Source organism: Bradyrhizobium sp. ERR14, from assembly GCF_014198235.1.
Taxonomy (GTDB): Bacteria; Pseudomonadota; Alphaproteobacteria; order Rhizobiales; family Xanthobacteraceae; genus Bradyrhizobium.
Genome location: NZ_JACIHD010000001.1, coordinates 640,761 through 663,886, shown reverse-complemented (window position 1 = coordinate 663,886; position 23,126 = coordinate 640,761). Strand labels below are relative to the sequence as shown.

19 protein-coding genes and 2 pseudogenes are annotated in these 23,126 nt (G+C 65.7%); 10 read left to right on the top strand and 11 right to left on the bottom strand.

Annotated features, from left to right (window positions below; genetic code table 11):
* The first annotated feature begins 178 nt into the window (after positions 1-178).
* A pseudogene (locus GGD62_RS40715) lies at positions 179-822 on the top strand (CoA-transferase).
* 10 nt (positions 823-832) lie between these two features.
* On the opposite strand, the gene fabI reads toward GGD62_RS40715, so the two are convergent.
* From fabI to GGD62_RS03290, 4 genes and pseudogenes are all read right to left on the bottom strand, one after another.
* Entirely contained in the window at positions 833-1,621 is a 789-nt protein-coding gene (fabI, locus tag GGD62_RS03305; protein ID WP_018320440.1) for an enoyl-ACP reductase FabI, read from the bottom strand.
* Positions 1,618-2,833, bottom strand: a pseudogene (locus tag GGD62_RS03300) (acetate/propionate family kinase). Before GGD62_RS03300 ends, fabI begins: the two are co-directional and overlap by 4 nt.
* A 4-nt stretch (positions 2,834-2,837) precedes the next feature.
* Positions 2,838-3,800, bottom strand: a complete 963-nt coding sequence (locus GGD62_RS03295; RefSeq protein WP_183707589.1) for a phosphate acetyltransferase — start codon at positions 3,798-3,800, stop codon at positions 2,838-2,840.
* Positions 3,801-3,829: 29 nt separating this feature from the next.
* Complete coding sequence (locus GGD62_RS03290; RefSeq protein WP_183707029.1) at positions 3,830-6,058, bottom strand: DUF3141 domain-containing protein; 2,229 nt, start codon at positions 6,056-6,058, stop codon at positions 3,830-3,832.
* A 179-nt stretch (positions 6,059-6,237) separates the two neighbouring features.
* Here GGD62_RS03290 and GGD62_RS03285 point away from each other — a divergent pair, with 179 nt between their 5' ends.
* Complete coding sequence (locus GGD62_RS03285; RefSeq protein ID WP_177237179.1) at positions 6,238-6,384, top strand: hypothetical protein; 147 nt, start codon at positions 6,238-6,240, stop codon at positions 6,382-6,384.
* Between the two features lie 206 nt (positions 6,385-6,590).
* Here the strand turns inward: GGD62_RS03285 and ntrC are convergent, their stop codons facing one another.
* The 3 genes from ntrC to dusB are packed head-to-tail and all read right to left on the bottom strand — an operon-like array spanning position 6,591 to position 10,210.
* A complete protein-coding gene (ntrC, locus tag GGD62_RS03280; protein ID WP_028144677.1) occupies positions 6,591-8,033 on the bottom strand; it encodes a nitrogen regulation protein NR(I) in 1,443 nt (480 codons plus the stop codon).
* A gap of 9 nt (positions 8,034-8,042) precedes the next feature.
* Positions 8,043-9,212 carry a nitrogen regulation protein NR(II) gene (locus GGD62_RS03275; protein ID WP_092258633.1) on the bottom strand — a complete coding sequence of 390 codons (1,170 nt, stop codon included), beginning with the start codon at positions 9,210-9,212 and terminating at the stop codon, positions 8,043-8,045.
* A complete protein-coding gene (gene dusB / locus GGD62_RS03270) occupies positions 9,209-10,210 on the bottom strand; it encodes a tRNA dihydrouridine synthase DusB (protein ID WP_183707587.1) in 1,002 nt (333 codons plus the stop codon). Before dusB ends, GGD62_RS03275 begins: the two co-directional genes overlap by 4 nt.
* 280 nt (positions 10,211-10,490) lie before the next feature.
* Here dusB and GGD62_RS03265 point away from each other — a divergent pair, with 280 nt between their 5' ends.
* The gene (locus GGD62_RS03265; RefSeq protein WP_183707028.1) at positions 10,491-11,672 is read left to right on the top strand and encodes a bifunctional 2-C-methyl-D-erythritol 4-phosphate cytidylyltransferase/2-C-methyl-D-erythritol 2,4-cyclodiphosphate synthase; all 1,182 of its coding nucleotides are present in this window, start codon (positions 10,491-10,493) and stop codon (positions 11,670-11,672) included.
* A 3-nt stretch (positions 11,673-11,675) separates the two neighbouring features.
* Positions 11,676-12,284 (top strand): CinA family protein, encoded by a 609-nt coding sequence (locus GGD62_RS03260; protein ID WP_092258255.1) that lies wholly within the window; start codon positions 11,676-11,678, stop codon positions 12,282-12,284.
* 10 nt (positions 12,285-12,294) lie between these two features.
* On the opposite strand, the gene GGD62_RS03255 is transcribed toward GGD62_RS03260, so the two are convergent.
* The 3 genes from GGD62_RS03255 to GGD62_RS03245 all read right to left on the bottom strand — a co-directional run bounded on the left by GGD62_RS03255 (position 12,295) and on the right by GGD62_RS03245 (position 16,459).
* The gene (locus GGD62_RS03255) at positions 12,295-13,113 is read right to left on the bottom strand and encodes a class I SAM-dependent methyltransferase (protein ID WP_246799981.1); all 819 of its coding nucleotides are present in this window, start codon (positions 13,111-13,113) and stop codon (positions 12,295-12,297) included.
* 18 nt (positions 13,114-13,131) lie between these two features.
* Entirely contained in the window at positions 13,132-15,522 is a 2,391-nt protein-coding gene (locus tag GGD62_RS03250; RefSeq protein WP_183707027.1) for a TonB-dependent receptor, read from the bottom strand.
* 160 nt (positions 15,523-15,682) lie between these two features.
* Positions 15,683-16,459 carry a mechanosensitive ion channel family protein gene (locus GGD62_RS03245; protein ID WP_104463736.1) on the bottom strand — a complete coding sequence of 259 codons (777 nt, stop codon included), beginning with the start codon at positions 16,457-16,459 and terminating at the stop codon, positions 15,683-15,685.
* A 945-nt stretch (positions 16,460-17,404) separates the two neighbouring features.
* On the opposite strand from GGD62_RS03245, the gene GGD62_RS03240 reads away from it, so the two are divergent.
* Genes GGD62_RS03240 through GGD62_RS03215 form a run of 6 tightly spaced genes read left to right on the top strand, consistent with a single transcriptional unit; the run spans position 17,405 to position 22,548 of the window.
* Positions 17,405-18,112, top strand: a complete 708-nt coding sequence (locus tag GGD62_RS03240; protein WP_179730492.1) for a c-type cytochrome — start codon at positions 17,405-17,407, stop codon at positions 18,110-18,112.
* Positions 18,113-18,120: 8 nt separating this feature from the next.
* A complete protein-coding gene (locus GGD62_RS03235) occupies positions 18,121-19,377 on the top strand; it encodes a cytochrome c (RefSeq protein WP_409333929.1) in 1,257 nt (418 codons plus the stop codon).
* Positions 19,378-19,384: 7 nt separating this feature from the next.
* Positions 19,385-19,561 (top strand): hypothetical protein, encoded by a 177-nt coding sequence (locus GGD62_RS03230; RefSeq protein WP_018320427.1) that lies wholly within the window; start codon positions 19,385-19,387, stop codon positions 19,559-19,561.
* A complete protein-coding gene (locus GGD62_RS03225) occupies positions 19,558-20,124 on the top strand; it encodes a cytochrome c oxidase subunit II (RefSeq protein ID WP_038946743.1) in 567 nt (188 codons plus the stop codon). The genes GGD62_RS03230 and GGD62_RS03225 overlap by 4 nt, the downstream gene beginning before the upstream one ends.
* A complete protein-coding gene (locus GGD62_RS03220) occupies positions 20,111-21,733 on the top strand; it encodes a b(o/a)3-type cytochrome-c oxidase subunit 1 (protein WP_183234246.1) in 1,623 nt (540 codons plus the stop codon). Before GGD62_RS03225 ends, GGD62_RS03220 begins: the two co-directional genes overlap by 14 nt.
* Positions 21,733-22,548 carry a c-type cytochrome gene (locus tag GGD62_RS03215; protein ID WP_026202358.1) on the top strand — a complete coding sequence of 272 codons (816 nt, stop codon included), beginning with the start codon at positions 21,733-21,735 and terminating at the stop codon, positions 22,546-22,548. The genes GGD62_RS03220 and GGD62_RS03215 overlap by 1 nt, the downstream gene beginning before the upstream one ends.
* Before the next feature lie 110 nt (positions 22,549-22,658).
* Here GGD62_RS03215 and GGD62_RS03210 read toward each other — a convergent pair whose 3' ends face one another.
* Positions 22,659-23,126 (bottom strand): type II toxin-antitoxin system RatA family toxin, encoded by a 468-nt coding sequence (locus GGD62_RS03210; protein ID WP_183707026.1) that lies wholly within the window; start codon positions 23,124-23,126, stop codon positions 22,659-22,661.

Sequence of the window (23,126 nt, the reverse complement as noted above, 5' to 3'; positions counted from 1 at the left end):
GCCGAATTGCGACAATTCCGCGGCGCCCCCGCCGCGGCGGACCGGCGCATCCACAGCTCTGGCGCTGCGCGTGGCACCGGCATCGTCATTCGCGAACGAGGGCGAGCCTTGACGCAGATCAAGAGTGCGCGGTGGCCGCTCGCGCCAATGTGGCTCATGCCCGACCGGAGTTCCACCCATGAAGGCTGTGGCCGTTGAAGAAGCCGCCGTTGCGATGATTCCCGCTGGCGCCAGCGTGATGGTCGGCGGCTTCATGGGTATTGGAACACCGGAGCGCTTGCTCGATGAAATGGTCCGGCAGCAGAAGACCGGATTGTCGGCGATCTGCAACGATGCCGCACTGCCGGGCAAAGGCGTCGGCAAGTTGTTTGACGCATCGCTCGTGTCGCGTCTGACCGCGACGCATGTCGGGCTCAATCCCAAGACCCAGCAGCAGGTGCGGACGAACGAGACCAAGGTCGATCTTGTGCCGTGCTCGGCGGCCTCCAAGTCGACGCGCAGGGCCGCCTCGCCAACTGGATGATCCCCGGCAAGATGGTGCCCGGCATGGGCGGGGCGATGGACCTCGTCAGCGGCGCCAGGCGCGTCATCGTCGCCATGCAGCACGCGGCCAGGGGCAAGTCGAAGATCGTCGCCCAATGCACCCTGCCCCTGACCTCGGCGCGGTCGGTCGATCTCGTCGTCACGGACATGGCCGTGACCGGCTTCTCCGGCGGCAGGGCGACGCTGCTGGAGACCGCGCCCGGGGTCAGTGTCGGCGACGTCATGGCGCTCACGGAAGCCGAGCTGGCTGTTCCCGACATCCCGGAAATGAACGTCTGATCCGGCGGCCTCAATCGATGATGTGATAGCCGCCGTCGATATAGAGCACGCCGCCCGTGATCAGCTTGGCGCCGTCGAGCGCGAGGAACGCGGTGGCGTTCCCGACATCGTCGATGCTGACGAGACTGCGCGCCGGCGCCTTCGACTGCGCCTTGTCCATGAGCTCATCGAACTCGGGAATCCCCGAAGCCGCGCGGGTGGCCAGCGGACCCGGCGAGATCGCGTGCACGCGGATGCCCTTCGGGCCGAGCTCCGCGGCGATATAGCGGACCGAGGCTTCCAGCGCGGCTTTCGCGACACCCATCACGTTGTAATTCTCCACCACCATCTGGCTGCCGTAATAGGTCATGGTGAAAAGCGTGCCGCCGTTCTTCATCAGCGGCTCGGCGAGATGAGCCATCCGCAAGAACGACCAGCATGAGACATCCATGGTCTTGAGGAAGCCGTCACGGCCGACGTCGACGACACGGCCGTGCAGCGCTTCCTTCGGCGAGAAGGCGATGGAATGAAGCATGAAATCGAGCTGCCCCCATTCTGACGCGATGCGCTCGAACACCGCCTCGGTCTGCCCTTCGGCCATCACGTCCAGCGGCATGAAGATCGGCGCTTCCAGCGCCTGCGCCAGCGGCTCGACATGCTTTTTGGCGCGGTCGTTCAGATAGGTCACCGCGAGATCAGCACCCAGTGCACGAAACGCGCGCGCACATCCCCAGGCGATCGACTGGTCGTTGGCGATGCCGACGATCAGTCCCTTCTTTCCCTTCAGGGCCACCTTGCTTTCCGGAAATACTGGGATCATGACACCCTCTCAGGTCTCGTGTTGATCAATTGACCGTCCATCCAATAGCGATAGCGTGTGCTGTGCGATCATCAGCTCCTCGTCGGTCGGGACGACATAGACGGGGACGCGGCTGTCGGCTGCCGAGATCAGGGGCGCATGGCGGGCGTTCTCACCGGCATCGAGGCGGACGCCGAGCCAGGCGAGCTGCGCTGCCACGCGCGCCCGGATCGATGCCGAATTCTCGCCGATGCCGGCGGTGAAGACGAAGGCATCCAGGCCCTGCAAGGCCGCGGCCAGCATGCCCGCGTTGAGGCCGATCCGGTAGACGAAATGGTCGATCGCGAGCCGCGCACGCGGATCGGTGCTCGCTTCCAGCTCGCGCATGTCGTTGCTGACGCCGGAAAGCCCCTTCAGTCCGCACTCGCGGTAGAGGAAGTCCTGCACCCTCGAAGCCGACATCCCCTTCTCCGAGATGAGATAGAGCACCACGCCGGGATCGATCTGCCCCGGCCGCGTTCCCATCGGCAGGCCATCGAGCGCCGTGAAGCCCATGGTGCTCTCGACGCTGCGCCCATCCTTCAAGGCGCACATCGAGGCGCCACTGCCGAGATGGGCGACGATCACGCGTCCGCCGGCGATCTCGGGCGCGACACGGGGCAGCGTTCGAGCGATGTACTCATAGGACAGGCCGTGAAAGCCATAGCGCCGCACGCCCTCGGCATGAAGCTGGTGCGGGATGGCAAAGTGGTCTGCGACCGCGTCGTGCGTGCGGTGGAAGGCGGTGTCGAAACAGGCCACCTGGAGCAGCGTCGGGAAGTTCGCGAGGAGCGAGCGGATCGGCGCCAGGTTATGCGGCTGATGCAGCGGCGCCAGACTGACGAAGCGCTCCAGACGGCACACGACGCCGTGGTCGATCACGACCGGCCGCGAATAGTCCGGACCGCCATGCACGACGCGGTGACCGACCGCGATCGGCGTCACCCGAAGCTCATTCCGCAACCAGTCGCCGGCAACAGCCATTGCCGCCGGGACATCCGGCACGGCCTCGATCGGATAGGCGCGATCGACCAATGGGCCGTTGCTCGTGCCGCCGGCCCGCAGACGCGGCCGGCTGCCGATGCCATCGATCTGTCCCTTGATCTTCCGCCGAAGGGTCCCCTCGCCCTCGATCGAATAGACTTGAAACTTGACGCTGGAGGAGCCGGCATTGACGACGAGGATCGTATCCATGGCGTCACGCGGCCACTGTCGGCGCCTTCTGGCGCCGGGCGCGAGCATAGAGCGCTGCAACCGCACAGGATGCCATGCGTGCGCGCGGAGAATCCGCCCGCGAGGTGAGCACCACCGGCACGCGGGCGCCGAGCACGATGCCCGCGCCGTCCGCCTTGGCGAAATAGGCGAGGTTCTTGGCCAGCATGTTTCCGGCCTCGAGGTCCGGAACGACCAGGATCTGTGCACGGCCGGCGACCTCGGAGGTGATGCCCTTGATCCGCGCGGCTTCCATGTCGATCGCATTGTCGAACGCCAGCGGGCCATCGAGGACGCCGCCGGTAATCTGGCCGCGATCGGCCATCTTGCACAGGGCGGCGGCCTCGATCGTCGAGGGAATTTTCGAGGTCACGGTCTCGACCGCCGACAGGATCGCGACCCGCGGGGTCTTGCCAAAGCCGACCTGGTTGTAGAGGTCGATCGCATTCTGGATGATGTCGCGCTTGGCGTCGAGATCGGGGAAGATGTTGATCGCGGCATCCGTCACGAAAATGGTCTCGGCGTAGGCCGGCACATCCATGATGAAGACGTGGCTGATGCGCCGGTCGGTGCGCAGGCCACCGGTCTTGGCCGTGACGGCGCGCATCAATTCGTCGGTGTGAAGGCTGCCCTTCATCAGCAGATCGCCCTTGGCGGCATGGATGAGCTCGACGCCCTTGGCCGCGGCGTCATCGCTATGCGCAGCATCGACAATCTCGAACCCGGAGACCTCCAGGCCGAATTTCGCGGCTGTCTCCCTGATCTTCCTCTCGGGCCCGACAAGTATCGGCCGAATGACGCCTGCGCTTGCGCTGTCGACGACGCCGCGCAACGAGGTCTCGTCGCAAGGGTGGACGACAATGGTCGGCAGGGGCGCCCCCGCCTTCGCCGCCGCGATCAGGCGGTCATATTTGCTGCCGGAATGGCCCCCCGTCGTGTCGGCCGACATCATGTCACTCCCGCTTCCGCCAATCCGCGTTACGACGCTCTTGCCTTGGAATCCGCTTTGGGGTCGAAAGGGGCGACGTTCGACGTCAGCTCCCCCTCACCGTCCAGACCAAAAAGGCCGGCGATCTGCTTCAGGCGCCTGGCGCGCTCGCCGGCGATGTCCTCGCTCGCCGACAGCACCTCGCGCATCGCGGCGAAGGCCTGCCTCCGCTGGCTCATGTCGTCGGGCAGCAATTTCGGGATCGCAGCCAGCGCACCGTCGCGATCGAGCAGCAGCATGAAGAACTGCTCGCGTACCAGCATCTTGAATGCGGACAGGGTCATCCGGGAGCCGGCATGGTCGCGCCTGACCTGGCGCAGCGCCTCGATGCTGCGCTCGTCCACCATGCCGCGCGCGGAGCCGACATAGAGCAGCGCGCGGATAGCAGCCTCCCGCAGGCCACCGTCACCAATCTTCGCCCTCAACTCCGCAATCCTGCTTTCGAGCATGGCGCGATGCTCGTCCGACATCTCACGGCGCCGCGTTGACTCGGCGTTGGGGTCGATGCCGACAGCGGCCTGGAGCGCAGGTGAGCCATAGACGTTGAGGAAGACGGTCTCGCTCAGCGCCTCCTGGGCATCGCGCCAGCTGTCGAGCGCATGCACAATCTGCTTCGACACATGCTCCTGGAAGGCCAGGAACGGATTGTCTTGCGACACCGGCCTGCGCTTCTCTTCGGCGCGATCGGCCGCCGCCTTCACCACGGACATCCATGGATTCTGACTGCTGAAAGCCTCATATTGCATGCGTAGCGGATGCATCTCGCGCGCCCAGTTGGCCGCCTGTGGCGTCACCATCTTCTTGATCCAGGGCTGCACGAATTTCTGATAGGCTGCAAGATTGAGCTCCGAGATGCGCTTGGCGGTGGCGAACCGCCGCTCATCCTCGGGGGAATTGCCGCCCATGGCCCGGATGTCGGCGAGCGTACGGGCCTCGCAACGCATTACCCATTGTCCCGTTGCAAGGTCGGCGTTGAGCGTCTCGCTGCCCCTCGCCTCGAACGTCGCCTCGTAGAGCCCGGGCGGGAGCACGTCGATCAGATCGATGTTGCTGGAGAACTCGGAATGCTCTTTCTTGGCGACGCCTCCGGACACGAAGATCCCGAGATGACCGATGCTTTCGTGGATGGTGTAAACGATGGTCTGGCCATATGCCCTGATCTCATTGACGTCGGCGTAGCAGTCGAGAATCCAGTCCAGCGCCTGCTGCGGCGGGGTGACGTTGTCGCCCTTGGAGCAGAACACCACGATCGGCGAGCGGATATTGCGCAGGTCGACCTTCTCCCCGTCCGACATTTCGATCCGGCCGGCGGCGAGGTTGTTGCCGATGAACAGCTCATCGACGATGAACTGGATCTCCTCGGCGTTGAGATTGACGTGCCCGCCCCACCAGCGTTCGAAGTCGAGATAGCGCTCGGCCTCGGTGTCGACTTTGGAATAGACGTTGTATTGCTTGGTCCAGAGTGTGTTCGAGGGGTTCTGGTTCTCGAAATTCTGCACCAGCCAGGCGCCGTCGAACTTGCCGGCACCGAGATCGCTCGTCAGCGCCGTCAACCAGCTTCCGCCCAAGAGGCCGCCGGAATAGCGCATCGGATATTTGCCATGCACGCCCGCCCAATAAGCGAGCGGCGCGCCGGCGATGATCAGCGGTCCGAACAGCTCCGGCCGTAGCGACGCCAGGATCATGATCGCCCAGCCGGCCTGACAATTGCCGATGACGCAAGGCTTGCCGTCGGCGTCGGGGTGACGGCTGATGACAGTTTCAAGAAACTTCGCTTCGGCTCGCGCAATGCGCTCGATCGTCTGGCCGGGCATGGGTTCGGGCAGAAACCCGATGAAGTAGCAGGGATGTCCCGCCTGCATCGCGACACCGATTTCGCTGTCCGCCTTGAAGCCGCCGATGCCGGGACCATGGCCGGCGCGCGGATCGACGACGACGAACGGCCGCCGCCTCATGTCGATCGCGACAGTCTTGGGCGGGATGATGCGTACGAGCGCGTAGTTGACAGGCTCGTCGAGTTTGCGGCCGTCCGTGATCAACTCGGCGGCATATTGCAGCACATGCGGCGCGGTCTGCGCGAGGTGCTCGCGATATTGGTCGCCGCGCTGGCGCATGATGTCCAGAAACAACACGCTCCGCTGTCCGGCATCGACCAGATACTCCACGGCGGAGGCGACTAGCTCCGACATGGGACCGGCAGGCGGCTTCAGATTTTCCATCGCAATCTGACCTCGTTGTGTGCGAGGCCACTCAAGGAGAGATGTCACCGGCGACGTTGACATAGGTCAACGGTCAGCGGTTTCCGGCATAGCGGGACGCCAGATCTTGGAACCTTCTAGAGGTAGATCGATAATGTCAGACGGGGGAACTGTTTCCGGCCATTCCGGCTTGACATGGCATGGATAGGTTCTTCCTCGCGATAATGGTTTCTGCCGTTCTGCTGCTGATCGTGGCGTCCGATCTGCTGGTCAACGGTCCCGGTCTGCAGGAGCCGACGACAGACGTCGCGCGCCTGATGCCGTCGACCGAGCGACTGTTCAGGTGATGGATCGCGGTCGCGGGCGACTGAATGCCTCACCCTTGTGTGACCGCGGAACATGTGTGACCGCGGAACATTTCGGCCCCATTCCGACTTCTGCTCACCGCGTCAGCCAAAACGGCCAGCGCGATCCGGACAGGCTCAGCTCCGCTTTGGTAGGGGGAGCTGAGCCACCGTCCGCCTAAACGCGTTTAGCGTTTGTCGCGAGGGAACTAGCCCCCGCTCCGATAGACCTGGATGTCGAGATCCCGGATCTTCTTGCGCAGCGTGTTGCGGTTGAGGCCGAGCAGGTCGGCGGCGCGGATCTGGTTGCCGCGGGTGGCGGCGAGCGCGGCCGTGAGCAGCGGCACCTCGATCTCCTTGAGGATGCGGTGATAGAGGCCGGGCGGCGGCACGCCGTTGGGGAAGCCCTGGAAGTGCGAGGACAGATAGGCCTCCACTGCGCCGCCGAGATTGTCGACGCCCTGCTGGACCGCGGCGCCCGGGCTGACCGAGGGCGGCGCCAGCTCGCCATCGATGACGGAAGCCGTGATCACGTCCTGCGGATAGAGCGCGGCGAGGCGCCGGGCGAGGTTTTCCAGCTCGCGGACGTTGCCGGGCCAGCGGTGCTGCTTCAGCCGCTCCAGCGCCAGCACGTCGAGCTTCTTCGGCGGCAGGCCGTCCTTCTCGGCCAGCGCGAAGAAGTGACGGATGAGATCGGGCAAATCCTCGATGCGCTCGCGGAGCGGTGGCAGCCGCAGCGGCACGACGTTGAGGCGGAAGAACAAATCTTCCCGGAACAGGCCCTGCTGGATCAGGACGCGCAGATCCTTGTTGGAGGCCGCGACGATACGCACGTCGGTCTTGATCGGGGTGCGGCCGCCGACGGTAGTGTATTCGCCCTGCTGCAGCACGCGCAGCAATCGCGTCTGCGCCTCCATCGGCATGTCGCCGATTTCGTCGAGAAACAGCGTGCCGCCCTCGGCCTGTTCGAACCGGCCGGAGGCGCGGGTGTTGGCGCCGGTGAAGGCCCCGCGTTCATGGCCGAACAGTTCGGATTCGATGAGGTCGCGCGGGATCGCCGCCATGTTGACCGCGACGAACGGGCCGTTGCGGCGCTTGCCGTAATCGTGCAGCGCGCGCGCCACCAGTTCCTTGCCGGTGCCGGACTCGCCCGTGATCATCACGGTGAGATCGGTCTGCATCAGCCGCGCCAGCACGCGGTAGATTTCCTGCATCGCCGGCGAACGGCCGACCAGCGGGATCGCCTCCATCTCGGCGTCCTCATCGGGGGTCGAGACCCGCTCCTTCGGCTCGGCCAGCGCGCGGCCGACGATGGCAATCAGCTCCTTCAGGTCGAACGGCTTCGGCAGATATTCGTACGCCCCGCGCTCGGAGGCGCGGATCGCCGTCATGAAGGTGTTCTGCGCGCTCATGACGATGACGGGCAGATTCGGCCGCATCTTCTTGATCCGCGGCAAGAGGTCGAAGGCGTTTTCGTCCGGCATCACCACGTCGGTGATGACGAGATCGCCCTCCCCCTGGCTAACCCAGCGCCACAGCGTTGCGGCATTGCCGGTCAGCCGCACTTCGTAGCCGGCGCGGGACAGTGCCTGATTGAGAACGGTGCGGATGGCGGTATCGTCATCTGCTACGAGAATGCTACCTGCGGGCATCGTTAATCCTCATTTCGCCCCCTGTGACGCAGGCGACGGCTTCCCGGCAGAGTCGGCGCGACTGCTTTGATCGGCATGTTTCACCGATGTGGAATACATCGGCATCAGCACGCGGAAGGTGGTCTTGCGCGGCTGAGATTCGCATTCGATGATGCCCCCGTGATCGCCGACGATCTTGGCGACCAGCGCAAGGCCCAGGCCCGAGCCGGTCTGCTTGGTGGTCACGAAGGGATCGAACAGGTTGGGCAGAAGATCGTCCGGCACGCCTGGTCCGTTGTCCTTCACGCAGAATTCGAGCGGCAAGGATACCCGGGATTTTTGACCGGGGACTGACAGGCGCACGCCGGGGCGGAACGCGGTGGTGAGCTGGATCTCGGCGTCGGGGATGTCGATCAGGGCTTCTGCGGCATTCTTCACGAGATTGAGGAACACCTGGATCAACTGGTCCTGGTTCGCCAGCACCGGCGGCAGCGAGGGATCGTAGTCCTCGATGAAGCGGATGTTGCGGGCAAAGCCGGACTGCGCCAGCCGCTTGACGTGGTCGAGCACCGAATGGATGTTGACGGGGCCGCGCAATACGGGGCGCTCGTCGCCGAACACCTCCATGCGGTCGACCAGCGTCACGATGCGGTCGGCCTCGTCGCAGATCAGGCGCGTCAGCATGCGGTCCTCGGACGAGGCCTGCTGCTCGAGAAGCTGCGCCGCGCCGCGGATGCCGGAAAGCGGATTCTTGATCTCGTGCGCCAGCATCGCGGCCAGCGCGATCACCGAGCGCGCCGCGCTGCGATGGGTGAGCTGGCGGTCCATCTTGTCGGCGATGGAGCGCTCCTGGAGCATCACCACGATATGGCCGGGCCGCTCGGTCAGCGGCGCGACATGCAGATCGACCTGCCGGTCGCCGCCCATGCGCGGCGTGCCCAGATCGACCTTGTATTCGTTGACCGGCGAATTCGACGAGCGCACCTGGTCGATCAGCGCCAGCAAGGGGCTGCCGAACGGCACCAGCTCTTTCAGCGACTGCCGCTTCAGGAACTGCGTCGAGATATCGAAGAAGGCCTCGGTCGCGATATTGGCGGCGACGATCTTGCCGTCCGGCCCGATCATGAGCACGGGATTGGGCAAGGCATCCAGGATCGCGTCGCTGTCGGACGGCCGGCGATGTTCAGCGGCGGAGCTCATGCAGCAGCGCTCCATCCGAAGTCGTCGAAGGCATCCTGCAGCGACTGGTGGACGAGGCGCGGATCTTCCGAGGTGAGGATCTTCTGGCGCCAGGATTTCAGCTTTTCGGCCGGCGCGCGGCTTACCTCGGCTGCGACATCGAGCGCCCAGCCCAGATGCTTGCGGGCATGCCTGAGGCCGATGCGCAGACCGTAGAGCGCGCAGACACCCTCATAGAGCGTGCGGACATAATGCAGCTGCGTCTCCAGCGAGGGCGCTGCCTCCTCAGCCCCGCCCTGCAGGCGTCGGCCGATCTGACCGGGCAGCCAGGGCTGGCCCTGCGCGCCGCGGCCGATCATCACGGCGTCGGCGCCGGAGGCTTCGAGCGCCGCGAGCGCTTTCTCGTAGGAAGTGATGTCGCCGTTGACGACGAGCGGAAGGCAGGTGGCCTCGCGCACGGCGCGGATCGCATCCCAATCGGCCTCGCCCTTGTAGAACTGGCTGCGGGTGCGGCCATGCACCGTGACGAGCTTGACGCCGGCGGCTTCCGCGCGCCGCGCCAGTTCCGGGGCGTTGCGGCTGCGGTCGTCCCAGCCGAGCCGCATCTTCAGCGTCACCGGCACCTTCACCGCCGCGATGGTCGCATCGATCAGGCTGACGGCATGGTCGAGGTCGCGCATCAAGGCCGAGCCGGACTGACCGCCGGTGACGTGGCGGGCCGGACAGCCCATGTTGATGTCGATGATATCGGCGCCTTCGGCTTCCGCGATCCGGGCGCCCTCCGCCATCCAATGCGTCTCGCAACCGGCGAGCTGGACCACGTGCGGGCCGATGCCGGTGGCTTCGCAACGCAACCGGGACATCCGGTGGCCGCTCGCGAGCTCATCGCTGGCAGTCATTTCGGACACGACGAGACCGGCGCCAAGCTCGGCGGCCAACCGGCGGACGGGCGAGTCAGTCACCCCCGACATCGGTGCCAGGAAGACCGGGGTGGCGACATCAATATCGCCTATTTTCAACGGCTTAGAGCCGGATACTGCCGAACCGGTCACGGGGTTCTCGTTGACTGGGCAGGGCCTCATCGCGCCTGCCATGACCTATCTTGCGCACAATTCTTGTGCAGTCAAGCGTCATGCCTACAGTTTAGACAATTCTGCAAATCTTTCAAGTGCAGTGCAGCAAATTGCTGTTTCCAACAATCCGGGGAAACCCCCTTTTTTTGCGGGCCTGCCGTGCTAGAGGCATGCGGCAATCACCCCACTCCCCGACTCTCCATCACCAACTGAGTATTCGAGTCCTATGGCGAAATCACAACGCACCGCAGTCGTCCTCGTGGCAGCCGGGCGTGGACTGCGTGCGGGCGCCGGCGGGCCGAAGCAATATCGCGAGATCGGCGGCGTGCCCGTGATCTACCGCGCCATGGAAGCCTTCAGCCGCCACGCCGACGTGTTTGCGGTGCAGCCGGTGGTGAACCCTGATGACAGCGCCATGTTCACGGCCGCGGTCGCCGGGCTCAAGCACGAGCCGCCGACCAATGGCGGTGCGACCCGGCAGGCCTCGGTGCTTGCCGGCCTCGAAGCGCTGGTCAAGCACGAGCCCGACATCGTGCTGATCCACGACGCCGCCCGCCCATTCGTCTCGGAAGGATTGATCTCGCGCGCGATCGAGGCGGCGAGCCGCACCGGCGCTGCCATCCCCGCCGTTCCCGTCACCGACACCATCAAGCTGACCGGCGATGGCGGCAATGTCGAGGGCACGCCGGACCGTGCGCGGCTGCGAATCGCGCAGACGCCGCAATCCTTTCGTTTCGACGTCATCCTCGAAGCGCATCGTCGCGCCGCGAAGGACGGCCGCAGCGATTTCACCGACGATGCCGCGATTGCCGAATGGGCGGGATTGACGGTTGCAACCTTTGAAGGCGATGTTGCCAATATGAAGCTCACCACTCCCGAGGATTTCGTGCGCGAGGAAGCGCGCCTGGCTGCCCAGCTCGGCGATATCAGGACCGGCACGGGCTACGACGTGCACGCCTTCGGTGAGGGCGACCATCTCATGCTCTGCGGCGTGCGCGTGCCGCACACCAAGGGTTTTCTCGCTCATTCCGACGGCGACGTCGGCCTGCATGCGCTGGTCGATGCCATCCTCGGCGCGCTCGCCGACGGCGACATCGGTTCGCACTTTCCGCCGAGCGATGCCAAGTGGAAGGGCGCCTCCTCCGACCAGTTCCTGAAATACGCCATCGAGCGCGTCACCCAGCGCGGCGGCCGCGTTGCCAATCTCGAGGTCACCATGATCTGCGAGCGGCCGAAGATCGGCCCGCTGCGCGACACCATGCGTGCGCGCATCGCCGAGATTTCCGGCGTCGACGTCTCGCGCGTCGCGGTGAAGGCGACCACCAGCGAGCGGCTCGGCTTCACCGGCCGCGAGGAAGGCATCGCGGCGACCGCGAGCGCCACCATCCGTCTTCCTTGGAGCGTCTAGGTCATGGGCGGCAGCGACGCACGCGCCCTCTCCCGCTCGCTGCTCGACCTGTGCCGGATGCGCAAGCTGACGATCGCGACGGCTGAATCCTGCACCGGCGGCCTCGTCGCCGGCGCGCTGACCGACATCCCCGGCTCTTCCGACGTGATCGACCGCGGCTTCGTCACCTATTCCAACGACGCCAAGCGCGCGATGCTCGGCGTCGAAGCCGGCACGCTCACGAACTTCGGTGCCGTCAGCAAGGAGACAGCGACCGCGATGGCGGTCGGCGCGCTGGAGCGTGCCGGCGTCGATCTCGCCGTCGCCATCACCGGCATAGCTGGTCCCGGCGGCGCGACGCCCGGCAAGCCGGTCGGTCTCGTGCATTTCGCCGCCGCCGCGCGCGACGGGCGCATCATCCACCGCGAGCACCGCTTCGGCGCGATCGGCCGCACCGCGGTGCGCGCCCGCTCGGTGGTCGAGGCGCTGCGCATGCTGATGGATCTGGCCCGCGGCCCGCAGCCCCAGGCCAAGCCGCGCCGTCCCGCTGCAAGCCGCCTGCGCCCGCGTGTGACGCGCTCGCCGCGCCGGCATGTGGCCAAACGACGGACGCCGCGGTCGCCGCGGGGCTGAGCACCCCCGCTTACGGCTTGCGGGCAATCACGCGGATCGCAGCCAGATTGGCGCGATGCTGCTCGAACACCCGCCGCATCGCCAGCACCCGGCGCCGCGCCGCACGATCCAGCAACAGATTCCTGGCGAGCCGGAAGGCGCCGACGAGGCCCTCGTCCTGCACCAGGCGCCGCGGCCGCAACAGATGCATCGGCGCGAATTCGACCGCCTCGATCTGAAAGCCGACACTCTCCAGCAGCCCTCTCCAGCCTTCGCCGGACAATGGACGCGCGCCGACATGGATAGCGCCGGAGAGCGCGCGATCGATCTCTTGCCTTTGGCCGAACGGCATATTGTCCGGCGTCACGGCGAGTTCGTGGATGCCGTAACGTCCGCCGGGGCGAAGCAGCCGGAACGCTTCCGCCGCGATGCGGCGCTTCTGCTCCTGGGTCTGCATGCTCAGCATCGCCTCGCCGATCACGACCGACGCCGAACCGGCCGGCAAGGTCGTCCGATCGGCCGTGCCGACGATGACCGAGACATTCCGCCTCGCCAGCAGCTGCTGCCTCGTCCACGCCGCCGCCTGCGCATCGCGCTCGACGCCGACATAGGTTCGCGGGCCTCGCGCCAGGATCAGGCGCGCGGTGACGCCGAGCCCAGGCGCAAACTCGACGACATCGTCTTCGGCGCCGATCACCAGCCCGTGCAGCAGCGCGCGCGTCAGGCCAAGACCGCCGGGACGCAGCACGCGCTTGCCGAGCCGGGCCAGCAGCCAGTGACCCGGCATCTTCGCCACGTCGAGATCGCCTCCGGGCAGGTCGACCGGTGGCATCGTGTGGTCTGCAATCATGGGAGTCTCCTTTGCAAGTTAGAACCGCGCCCGGATGCCGCCGTAATAGCCGCGTCCGTCGCCGGGGATGAACGCGGCCTGGTCCGGTCGCGCCTGATCGACGATCAGGGTCGATGCGGCATAGGTCGCGTCGAACAGATTGGTGATCTCGCCGAACACCGAGAAGCGCTCGCTGATCCGGTATTCGGTACGCAGATCGGCGACCACGAACGGATCGGCAAACAGCGTGTTCATGTTGTCGACCGGCATGTGGCCCGGGCTCCAGCGCACCACGCCTTCGAGCTTCCAGGCGTCGGTCGCCTGATATTGCAGGACCGCGTTGACGAGATGCGGCGGCGCGCCGGCGAGCCGGTTGTTGCCGCGCAGCGGATCGTTGTCGAAGCGGAAGTCCTGGTAGGTGTAGGCGACGCGGCCGGTCAGCCGCTGCGTGATCCTGACGCCGAGGCCGAGCTCGACGCCGAGATGCGTGGTGCGGTCGGCATTGAACGCTGCCATCAACGCGCCGGTGGAGTCGCGCAGGCTGAGCAGTTCGTTGTCGACCCAGGAATAGTAGCTGACCGCGTCCCACGACAGGATGCCGGCGCGGCCGCGCCAGCCGCCCTCAACCGTGGTGGCGGTCTGGGCCTTCAGATTGGTCGTCGCGAACGCTGCTGCGACGAGCCCCGGATTGCCCGGCGTCGGCCGCCCCGGGCTGCTGTTCGGCGTCCCGTTGATCGTCGCGAGCAAATCGTCATGTGACGGCGGCTCGAAGCTGCGGCTGACCGCGGCAAAGACGGTCTGGCCGGGCACGGGCCGGAAGGTCACGCCGAGGCTGGGGCTCCACGCCGAATAGCTGCGCGCATAGATCGAGCTCTGCGTCGGCACTGCGCCGTTCGGCAGCAGCATGGTCGGATTTGCCGGATTGTAGGCAATCGTCGGCCGCGTCGCGCTCCGGTAGACGTCGTCATTGTCGCGCGTGGCGTAGCCATAGGCGATCGCCGGCGACACGGTGATCCGGTCCCAGATCGGTAGATTGAGGCCGCTATGCAGCGCCAGCGTCGTCGCATCGAGTCGGCTCTCGCCGAACTTGACGCCGGTCTGCCCGGCCTGGTTGATGAAATTCTCCCGATCCGCCGATCCCACCGAATATTGCGCGGTCGTTTCCACGAGCGGCAACGCTGCCGCGCTGTCGGGCTTGTAGGCGTAGCGGAACACGCCGGTCGCATCGTCACCCCGCGTGGCGCGGACGCCTGAGGAGATCGGAAAGCGGAACATGTCGTCGGTGTGGGTATAGCCGAGCGCCACGTCGAACAGATGCGCGTCGAACGTCGCGGTGGTTCGCGATCCCGCCACGAACTGCTCGGCCTCGCGGCGCGGCCTGTCGCGCACCACGTTGGGCCCCGGATTGATCGAGGTCGATGGCGGGATGAAGGTCGGCCCGGCAAACACCTGCCGCGGATTGGCCTGCATCGCGCTCTTGGTCAGCGGTCCCGCCACATCGAAGCCGAGATCGGTGTAGCCGATGAAGAAGCGCGTGCTGACATTCTCGGACAGCACGGCGCCGACATTGGCATTGAAACTGCTGCGCTCGGAGCAGTTGTAGTCGCGAAAGCCGTCACGACGGCTGAAATCGGCCTGCACCAGCGCGTCCACATTGTCTTTCCTGCCGCCGGTCTGCGCGCTGGCATTGATCTGGCCGAAGCTGCCGCCGCTGATTGCGGCCTGCGTGCCCGGCGAGGACGATCCCGTCGGCGACACGAAGTTCAGCGCGCCGCCGAGCACGGTGGCGCCGAGGCGGTTGGCCATGTAGCCGCGATAGACCTCGATGGCCTCAGCCTGCTGCGGATTGGCGAAGCCAACGATGTAGGAGCCGTCGGCGCGATTGATGGGCAAGCCGTTCTGCAGCACCAGCAGCCCGCGCTCGACCGGATTCTGCTGCAGGCCGGAGCCGCGGATCTGGATGCGCGGCTGGTCGTTGCCGCCGAAAAAATTCTGCACCACGACACCGGGAACACCGCTGAGGGCACGTGACACGGTCGGATTGCCCGTGGGTGAGATATCCTCGCGCCGGACCAGCGCGACGCCGCCTGCGAGCGCTTCGAAGCGCTCCTGCACCGATGCAGCCGGGGCAGCATGCCCCGCAACCTCGTCGCCGGAATTGTCACCGCTGCGAGATTGCGGCTTGGCGGCGCCGCGCCGCGCCGCGACCCGCTCGCGAGATGCCGCCGGGGGCTTCGCCGCGCTCTTCGGCGCCTCCACCACGACAGGATCGAGCTGGACCGACGCGCCTGGCGCCGCCGATTGCGCCAGGCAAGCCTCCCCGGCGAGGGCCGGCAGCAGCAAGCCGGACGCTGTCCAGGACAACAGCACCGCACCCTTCGTTCTACATGCGCGCCGCGAGCGCCCTCGCCCCAATGACGGATTCTTCATCTTGCTTCCCAAGTCCAGCCCCCACTCTCCACGCGGCGATGTGGCACGCCGCCGCGATCACGCGCGAACCTCGCCGCGCGCGGTCGGGATCTGGTTGCGCTGGAGCAAATAGCGCTCAGCTTGGAATTAGTTTCGTTCCAACTCGCCTCGGCTGAGGCGGCTATGCCGCCGCCAGCAGCGCGCTCGCATGGTCGAGCACCCGCTGCCTGACCGCATCGGCATCTGACGGATTCACCCTTGCGCTGACCGTCAATTCCACGACGGGCGCCGCGGGATCGGCGGCGATCACCTTCGACACATTGACCGACGGTGCGACACCCTTGGCGATGCGGGGATCGTCGCGCAGCTGTTTCAGGATCTGGTCTGCCAGCGCGTTGGCCGATCCGGCCCTGACCGGAAACGCAACCTTGACCTCGCCCGTGCCGGGATAGGCGCTGCGGTTGATGATGGCCGCGCCCCACACCTGCCCGTTAGGCAACAGGATCTGCGTGTTGTCGGGCGCGACCAGCTCGGTCATGAACAGCGACAGCGACTTTACCTTGCCCGCCTTGCCGGCGACCTCGACATCGTTACCGATGTGAAACGGCCGGAACAACAGCAGCATCACGCCGGCGGCGAGATTGGAGAGCGTGCCCTGAAGTGCCAGACCAATGGCGAGCGATGTCGCGCCCAGCACGGCAACGAGGCTCGCGGTCTGAATGCCGAACAGCTGAAGCACGGCGATGCCGACCACCGCCAGCACGCCGTAACGTGCAAGGCTGCCCACGAACAAAGTCACGAGCGGGTCGACGCGATGCGTGACGCTCAACAGGCGCGTGACGAACCGCTGCATGGCGCCCGACAGGTACCAGCCGATCGCGAGCAGAAGGATCGCGTAAATCGCGTTCAAGCCATACAGGACGAGCGAGGCTTTCAACGTGTCGAAATTGATGGTCATGGCGGCTCCAACCCGGACAATCCGTTGCAAACTCACTGCGGCGCGAATTGATCCCGAAGGGAACACGGTCCCGTAGGGCGGATTAGCGAAGCGTAATCCGCCGCGTCTCTCGTCGCGGGACCAGAATGGCGGATTACGCCTTCGGCTAATCCGCCCTACGGCCTACAATGTCTTGCGTTGCCCGACGGGCAAAACACGCTAGCCGTAGGGCAAGGCGCGCTGGCGAAAAGATTCGCCTTTACAGAATTTCGGCTTTGTCGCATTGTCTCGCCACCTCACCCCGGTCAGAGGGGCGTATCGCGATCGTCACGAAACGTGGGGTGAGCTGCGGTGGACGTTCGTCACATCGGCGCGAGAGGCATTGCAGGGCGGGCAACCGTGAGCAACAGCCTATCGCGCACACGACCGGTGTGATCTGCGTACGGCAAAACCGTGTCGTCCTGACGCCCGGGGTCTGTGCGTCAAGTCTTGTGGTGATGTGTGGTGCCTGACCGGGTGCGCACGTCAGTCATCTGCAAGGCGACGGGGGCAATAGTGCATCGCTCCCCGGGGAGAGCTCGGCATAAGCCGTCAAACCACTGCGCAGGGAAGGCCGGGTTGTCCTGGCAACACCTGTATGCCGCTGTGCAGCTTCTTGTCACGCAGGATTCGCACAGTGGACCGCGGGTGCCAGCCGGCACCCGGCCTTCCCTGCGCCCTCCGACATCTGAGGGCGACATGACCAATGCAGGACTCGGGCAGGAACTGTCGCGAGACCGCAGCGTTATGCTCAGTTTTTGAAAAAAGCACGCAAGTTTGTCCAATTCGATCGGAATCGCGAATGCAGACGGCGCGACCAAACGTCATCACGCGTCTCCGATCTTGCGCGAGAAAATATTGGCGCAATAATGCCGCTCTACGTTGTGAGCCGGAATCAACCGGACCAGCATTTGGAGGGCGACGAAATTGTTCGCTCGCGCCGCGGCTTCAGTCGCCGTAACCATCACCTTGGCCACCATTGATGGTGCGGCCGCACAAACGGCCAACCAGCCTCCAGACACGATGGCGGCGCGGGTCGAGGCTTGCACGCCCTGTCACGGCAACAAGGGCGAAGGCACCAGCGACGTCTATTTCCCGCGGCTAGCCGGCAAGCCCGCCGGCTATCTCTACAATCAGCTGCTCGCCTTCCGCAGCGGCCGCCGCAAATATCCGCCCATGAACTATCTGCTGGAGTTTCTGCCGGATCCGTATCTGGAGGCAATGGCGGAATATTTCGCTGGCGAACATCCGCCGCTACCGCAGCCGGCGCCGAGCGAGGTCAGCAAGGACGTGCTGGCGCTGGGCGAGTTGCTCGCCACCAGCGGCGATGCCAGCCGCAACATTCCGGCCTGCGTCAGCTGCCATGGCCCGGGACTCGCCGGCATGCAACCCGGCATCCCCGGCCTGCTCGGCCTGCGCGCCAATTACATCAGCGCCCAGCTCGGCGCCTGGCGCTACGGCACCCGCACGGCGAAATCGCCAGACTGCATGCAGCAAGTCGCAGGCCATCTGACCGAGGCGGACGTCACCGCGGTCGCGGCCTGGCTCGCGACACGACCGGCGCCCACGAACCCGGCCCCCGTGCCGAAAGGCACCTACGCGCTGCCTTTCGGCTGCGGCAGCCAGCCCAACTGACGAGGCGGATGATGGGCTCGAAACTGTCGACCGCACTGTTACCGATCAAGCTCCTGGCCCTCGCCGCGCTCACCACGGCCGCGCAGGCGCAGGACAAGAGCAGCGACATCATCGCCCGCGGTGAATATCTCGCCCGTGCCGGCGATTGCACGGCGTGCCACACCGCGCCGGAAGGCCGCCTGTTCGCCGGCGGCCGCGCCATGCCGACACCGTTCGGCACACTCTACACCTCCAACATCACGCCGGACCCGGATACCGGGATCGGCAAATGGAGCGCCGACGACTTCTACAAGACCATGCACAGCGGCCGTTTCCCGGACGGCGGGTTGATCTATCCGGCCATGCCGTTCGCGTCCTACACCAAGGTGACGCGCGCCGACAGCGACGCGATCTTCGCCTATTTGCGCTCGATCGCGCCGGTGAGCCAGAAGAACAAGCCGCACGAACTGCGCTTTCCCTACGACAACCGGCAGCTCATTCTGGGATGGCGCACGCTGTTCTTCAGCGAAGGCGAGTTCAAGCCCGATCCGAAGAAATCGGCGGAATGGAATCGCGGCGCCTATCTCGTCGAGGGCCTCGGCCATTGCGGCATGTGCCATTCGCCGATCAATGCGCTCGGCGGCACCTCGCAATCGGATGCCTTCAAGGGCGGCCTGATCCCGATGCAGAACTGGTACGCGCCCTCGCTGACGTCCAATCGCGAGGCCGGCCTCGGCGACTGGAGCATCAAGGACATCACCGACCTGCTCCAGACCGGCGTCTCCATGCGCGGAGTGGTCTACGGCCCGATGGCCGAGGTCGTGCACAACAGCCTGCAATATCTCAATGACGAGGACACCCGCGCGATGGCGGTGTACCTCAAGGGCATTGCGGAGCCCTCGCCTCCGCCGCCGGCAAGCTCGACGCTGCCGACCACCGAAAGCAGCCTGCTGATCAGCCTCGGCAAGACCGTCTACGACAAGCAATGCGCGAGCTGTCACGGCACGCAGGGCGAAGGCAAGCCGCCGCACTGGCCGCCGCTCGCCAACAACCAGTCGATCGAGATGCAGTCCGCGGTCAATCCGATCCGCATGGTGCTCAATGGCGGCTATCCGCCGGGCACCAAGGGCAACCCGATGCCCTACGGCATGCCGCCGTTCGCGGGCCTGTTGTCCGACAACGAGATCGCCGCCGTCGTTTCCTACATCCGCACCGCCTGGGGCAATCGCGGCACGCCGGTCTCGGCGCGCGAGGCCAACGAGCTGCGCTCCGCACCGCTGAACTGAGAATCACATGATCAACTCCGACCCGCCGACCAGCCCCGCGAGCGCCGACCAGGCCGTCGAGGAGGTCGTCGCGCAAGGCCCGTCCGGCGCGATCGTGCTCGCCGGCATCGCCACCGCCTGCGTGGTCGCGATGTGGCTCGCCTTCTATCTGTTCGTCTTCCTGCCCCGCGGATCGCTGCAATGAGCGCAGAGGAAACGCATCACGACAGCGCCGAGGTCGCCGCCCGCGTCGAGCGGCGCTGGGCCACCATCGCCGTGATCATCATCGTGATGATGGCGCTGCTGGCGGCTTTCGCCGGCATCCATCGCGCGACCATGCCGCAGCCGCGCGTCGAGATCACCGATCCCTCGCGCCTGCATCTGTCCGGCGAATTCGTCGAGAGCAATCTCGGCAGCGTGCTGGAGGCCAACGGCAATGTCACCGTGCGCGCAATCGGCCAGCAATATTCCTTCACGCCAGCCTGCATCGTGGTGCCCGCGGATACGCCGATCACGCTGCGGGCCACCAGCGCCGACGTCGTCCACGGCATCCTGATCCAGGGCACCAACGTCAACACCATGCTGGTGCCGGGCTACATCTCCGAGCAGCTGATGCGCTTCGCGAAGACCGGCGACTATCTGATGCCCTGCCAGGAGTTTTGCAGCTTTGGCCATGAGGGCATGTGGGGCAAGGTCAAGGTGATCGACAAGACTGAATTCGCCGATCGCGCGAAGGGTGGCGGGAGGCTGAGCTGTGTTGGTCAATAGGAAGCTCATCCTCGCCCATTTCTGGCTGGCCTTCGCCGTATTCGGCATCGCGCTCACGCTCGGCGCCTGGCAGATGTTCATCCGCAGCCCGATCGGCACCTGGCTCTCCAACCCCGAGCTCTATTACCGCTCGCTGACCGCCCACGGCACGGTGATGGGCTACGTCTTCCCGACCCTGGTGGCGATGGCCTTCGGCTACGCCATCAGCGAGTCCGCGCTACAGCAGCGCCTGGTCGGTGTGCGCTGGGCCTGGGCCGGATTCTGGTTGATCGTCGCCGGGAGCGTCATGGCGGTGATCCCGATCGCGCTCGGCCGCGCCTCGGTGCTCTACACCTTCTATCCGCCGCTGATCGGCAACGTCTTCTATTATCTCGGCGTCGTCCTGGTCGTGGTCGGCTCCTGGATCTGGGTCGCGCTGATGTCGGTCAATCTGCGCGTCTGGCGCAAGGCCAATCCCGGCGCGCCAGTGCCGCTCGCCATGTTCGCCAATGTCGCCGGCTCCTACCTCTGGGCCTGGACCGCGGTCGGCGCCGCGCTCGAGCTGCTGCTGCAGATCATTCCGGTTGCGGCAGGCCTCAAGGCCACCATCGATGCCGGCCTCGCCCGCGTCTTCTTCTCCTGGACGCTGCACGCCATCGTCTATTTCTGGCTGATGCCGACCTACATCGCCTACTACACCATCGTGCCGCGCGCGATCGGCGGCCGCGTCTATTCCGACTCGATGGCGCGGATCTCCTTCATCCTGTTCCTGGTGGTGTCGATGCCGATCGGCATGCACCACACCTTCGCCGATCCGCAAGTCGGCGCCGGCTTCAAGTTCATCCATTCGGCCTTCACCGCGCTGGTTGCGCTGCCGACGCTGCTGACCGTGTTCACGATCTGCGCCTCGGTCGAGATCGCGGCGCGCCTGCGCGGCGGCCGCGGCATGTTCGGCTGGATCGGGGCCCTGCCCTGGGACAACCCGATGATGCTGGCGCTGGCGTTCTCCTTCGTCATGCTCGGCTTCGGCGGCGCCGGCGGCCTCATCAACATGAGCTATCAGCTCGATGCCTCGATCCACAACACGCAGTGGATCACCGGCCATTTCCACCTGATCTTCGGCGGCGCCATCGTCATCATGTATTTTGCGATCGCCTATGATCTGTGGCCGCATCTGACCGGCCGGGAGCTGATCGATCTCCGCCTGATCCGCACCCAGCTCTGGCTGTGGTTCATCGGCATGATCGTGACGACCTTCCCGTGGCACTGGGTCGGCATTTTGGGCATGCCGCGCCGCATGGCCTATTTCGATTTCGGCGATCCCGCGATCGCGCCGCAGGCGCTCTCCGTCACCCTCTCGGCGATCGGCGGCTTCATCCTGCTGGCGTCGGGCATCATGTTCATCGTCATCCTCGCGCGCGGCATGCGCGCGCCGCAGGCCGACGCCGGGCCCTATCGCTTCGCGCTGGCCGTGCACCAGCCGACAACCGTGCCGGTCGCGCTCAACACCCATGCGCTGTGGGTGGCGCTGATGATCGGCCTCACGCTGACCAATTACGGCTATCCGATCCTGAATCTGGCGCTGAGTTCGGGCACCTCGGTGCCGGCCGTCTATGTGGGGGCGCAGTGATGAGCACGCGCGACCTCTTCACCTTCCGCAACAGCCATTTCAGGACTGGCGTCGGCATCACCGCCGCGATCCTCGTCGTCACCGCGATTGCCGGCTTCATCGTGCTGCCGTTCGCGCAGCCCTGGGTTCAGTTCGCCAATGTCTGGGACGCGATCTGCAGTGCCGCCGGCGTACCGCAGCGTGCGGCCGGCGTCACGGCGCCCGAACAGGCAAAACGCCTGTCCGGGGTCGTGCTGACCTCGAACACGTTGTCACGTCCGAGCCAGGAGGCGATCGGCCGCGGCGCGACGCTGGCGCAGCGCTGCGCGATCTGTCATGGCCCGACCGGCGTCAGCCGCGCGGACTCGCCCAATCTCGCCGGCCAGTATGCGGCCGTGATCTACAAGGAGCTGCACGATTTCCGCTCGGGTGCGCGCACCAATGCCGTGATGTCGCCGTTTGCGGTCAACCTGACAGACCAGGAGATCGCCGATCTCTCGAACTATTACGCCTATCTGCCGCGGCTTCCGGCCTATCACCCGACGCCACAACTGCCGAAACCCAACATCGTCATCTACGGCGCGCCGATGCGCGGGATCGCGCCCTGCGGCTCCTGCCACGGCAGCCTCGACAACAAGACCGGCAGCCCGTGGCTGGAGGGGCAGTCCGAGGCCTACATGAAGGCGCAACTCCACGCCTTCGCCTCCGGCGAGCGCCGCAACGACATCAGCCAGCAGATGCGCAACATCGCCCGCGCAATGACGCCGCAGGAGATCGAGCAGGCCGCGGCGTATTACGCCTCGCAGCCGCCCGATGTGGTGAAGGCGGTGGATTGAAGTCGATTCTCGTAGCCCGGATGAAGCGAAGCGCAATCCGGGACGGTGCTTCGACGCGCGAACTGCCCCGGATTACGCTTCGCTCCATCCGGGCTACAGGCGATCGACACCTACGACGACGCCAGCTTCCGCCCGTAAATCGCGTCCGCCCGTTTCTCGAACGCGGTCGAGAAGCCCGCGAAGGCGGCGTCGAACATCGAGCCCATCAGCAGCGCCAGCATGCGGCTCTTGAATTCGTAGGACAGGAAGAACCCGACGTCGCAGACGCCCTCGCCTTTGGGCTCGAACGTCCAGCGATTTTCCAGGTTGCTGAAAGGACCTTGCAGATATTCGACCAGGATCTTCAGATTGGCGCGGTCGAGGCTCACGCGGCTGGTGAAGGATTCCTTGACCAGCTTGAACGACACCGTCATGTCGGCGACCAGCACCTCGGTGCCATCAGGCTTGGCCATGCGCTGGCGCACCTTCAGCGCGCTGCAGAGCGGCACGAATTCCGGGTAGCGCTCGACGTCGGCGACCAGATCGAACATCTCGGTGGCGCTGTGATTGACACGGCGCTTGCTCGAAAATTTGGGCAT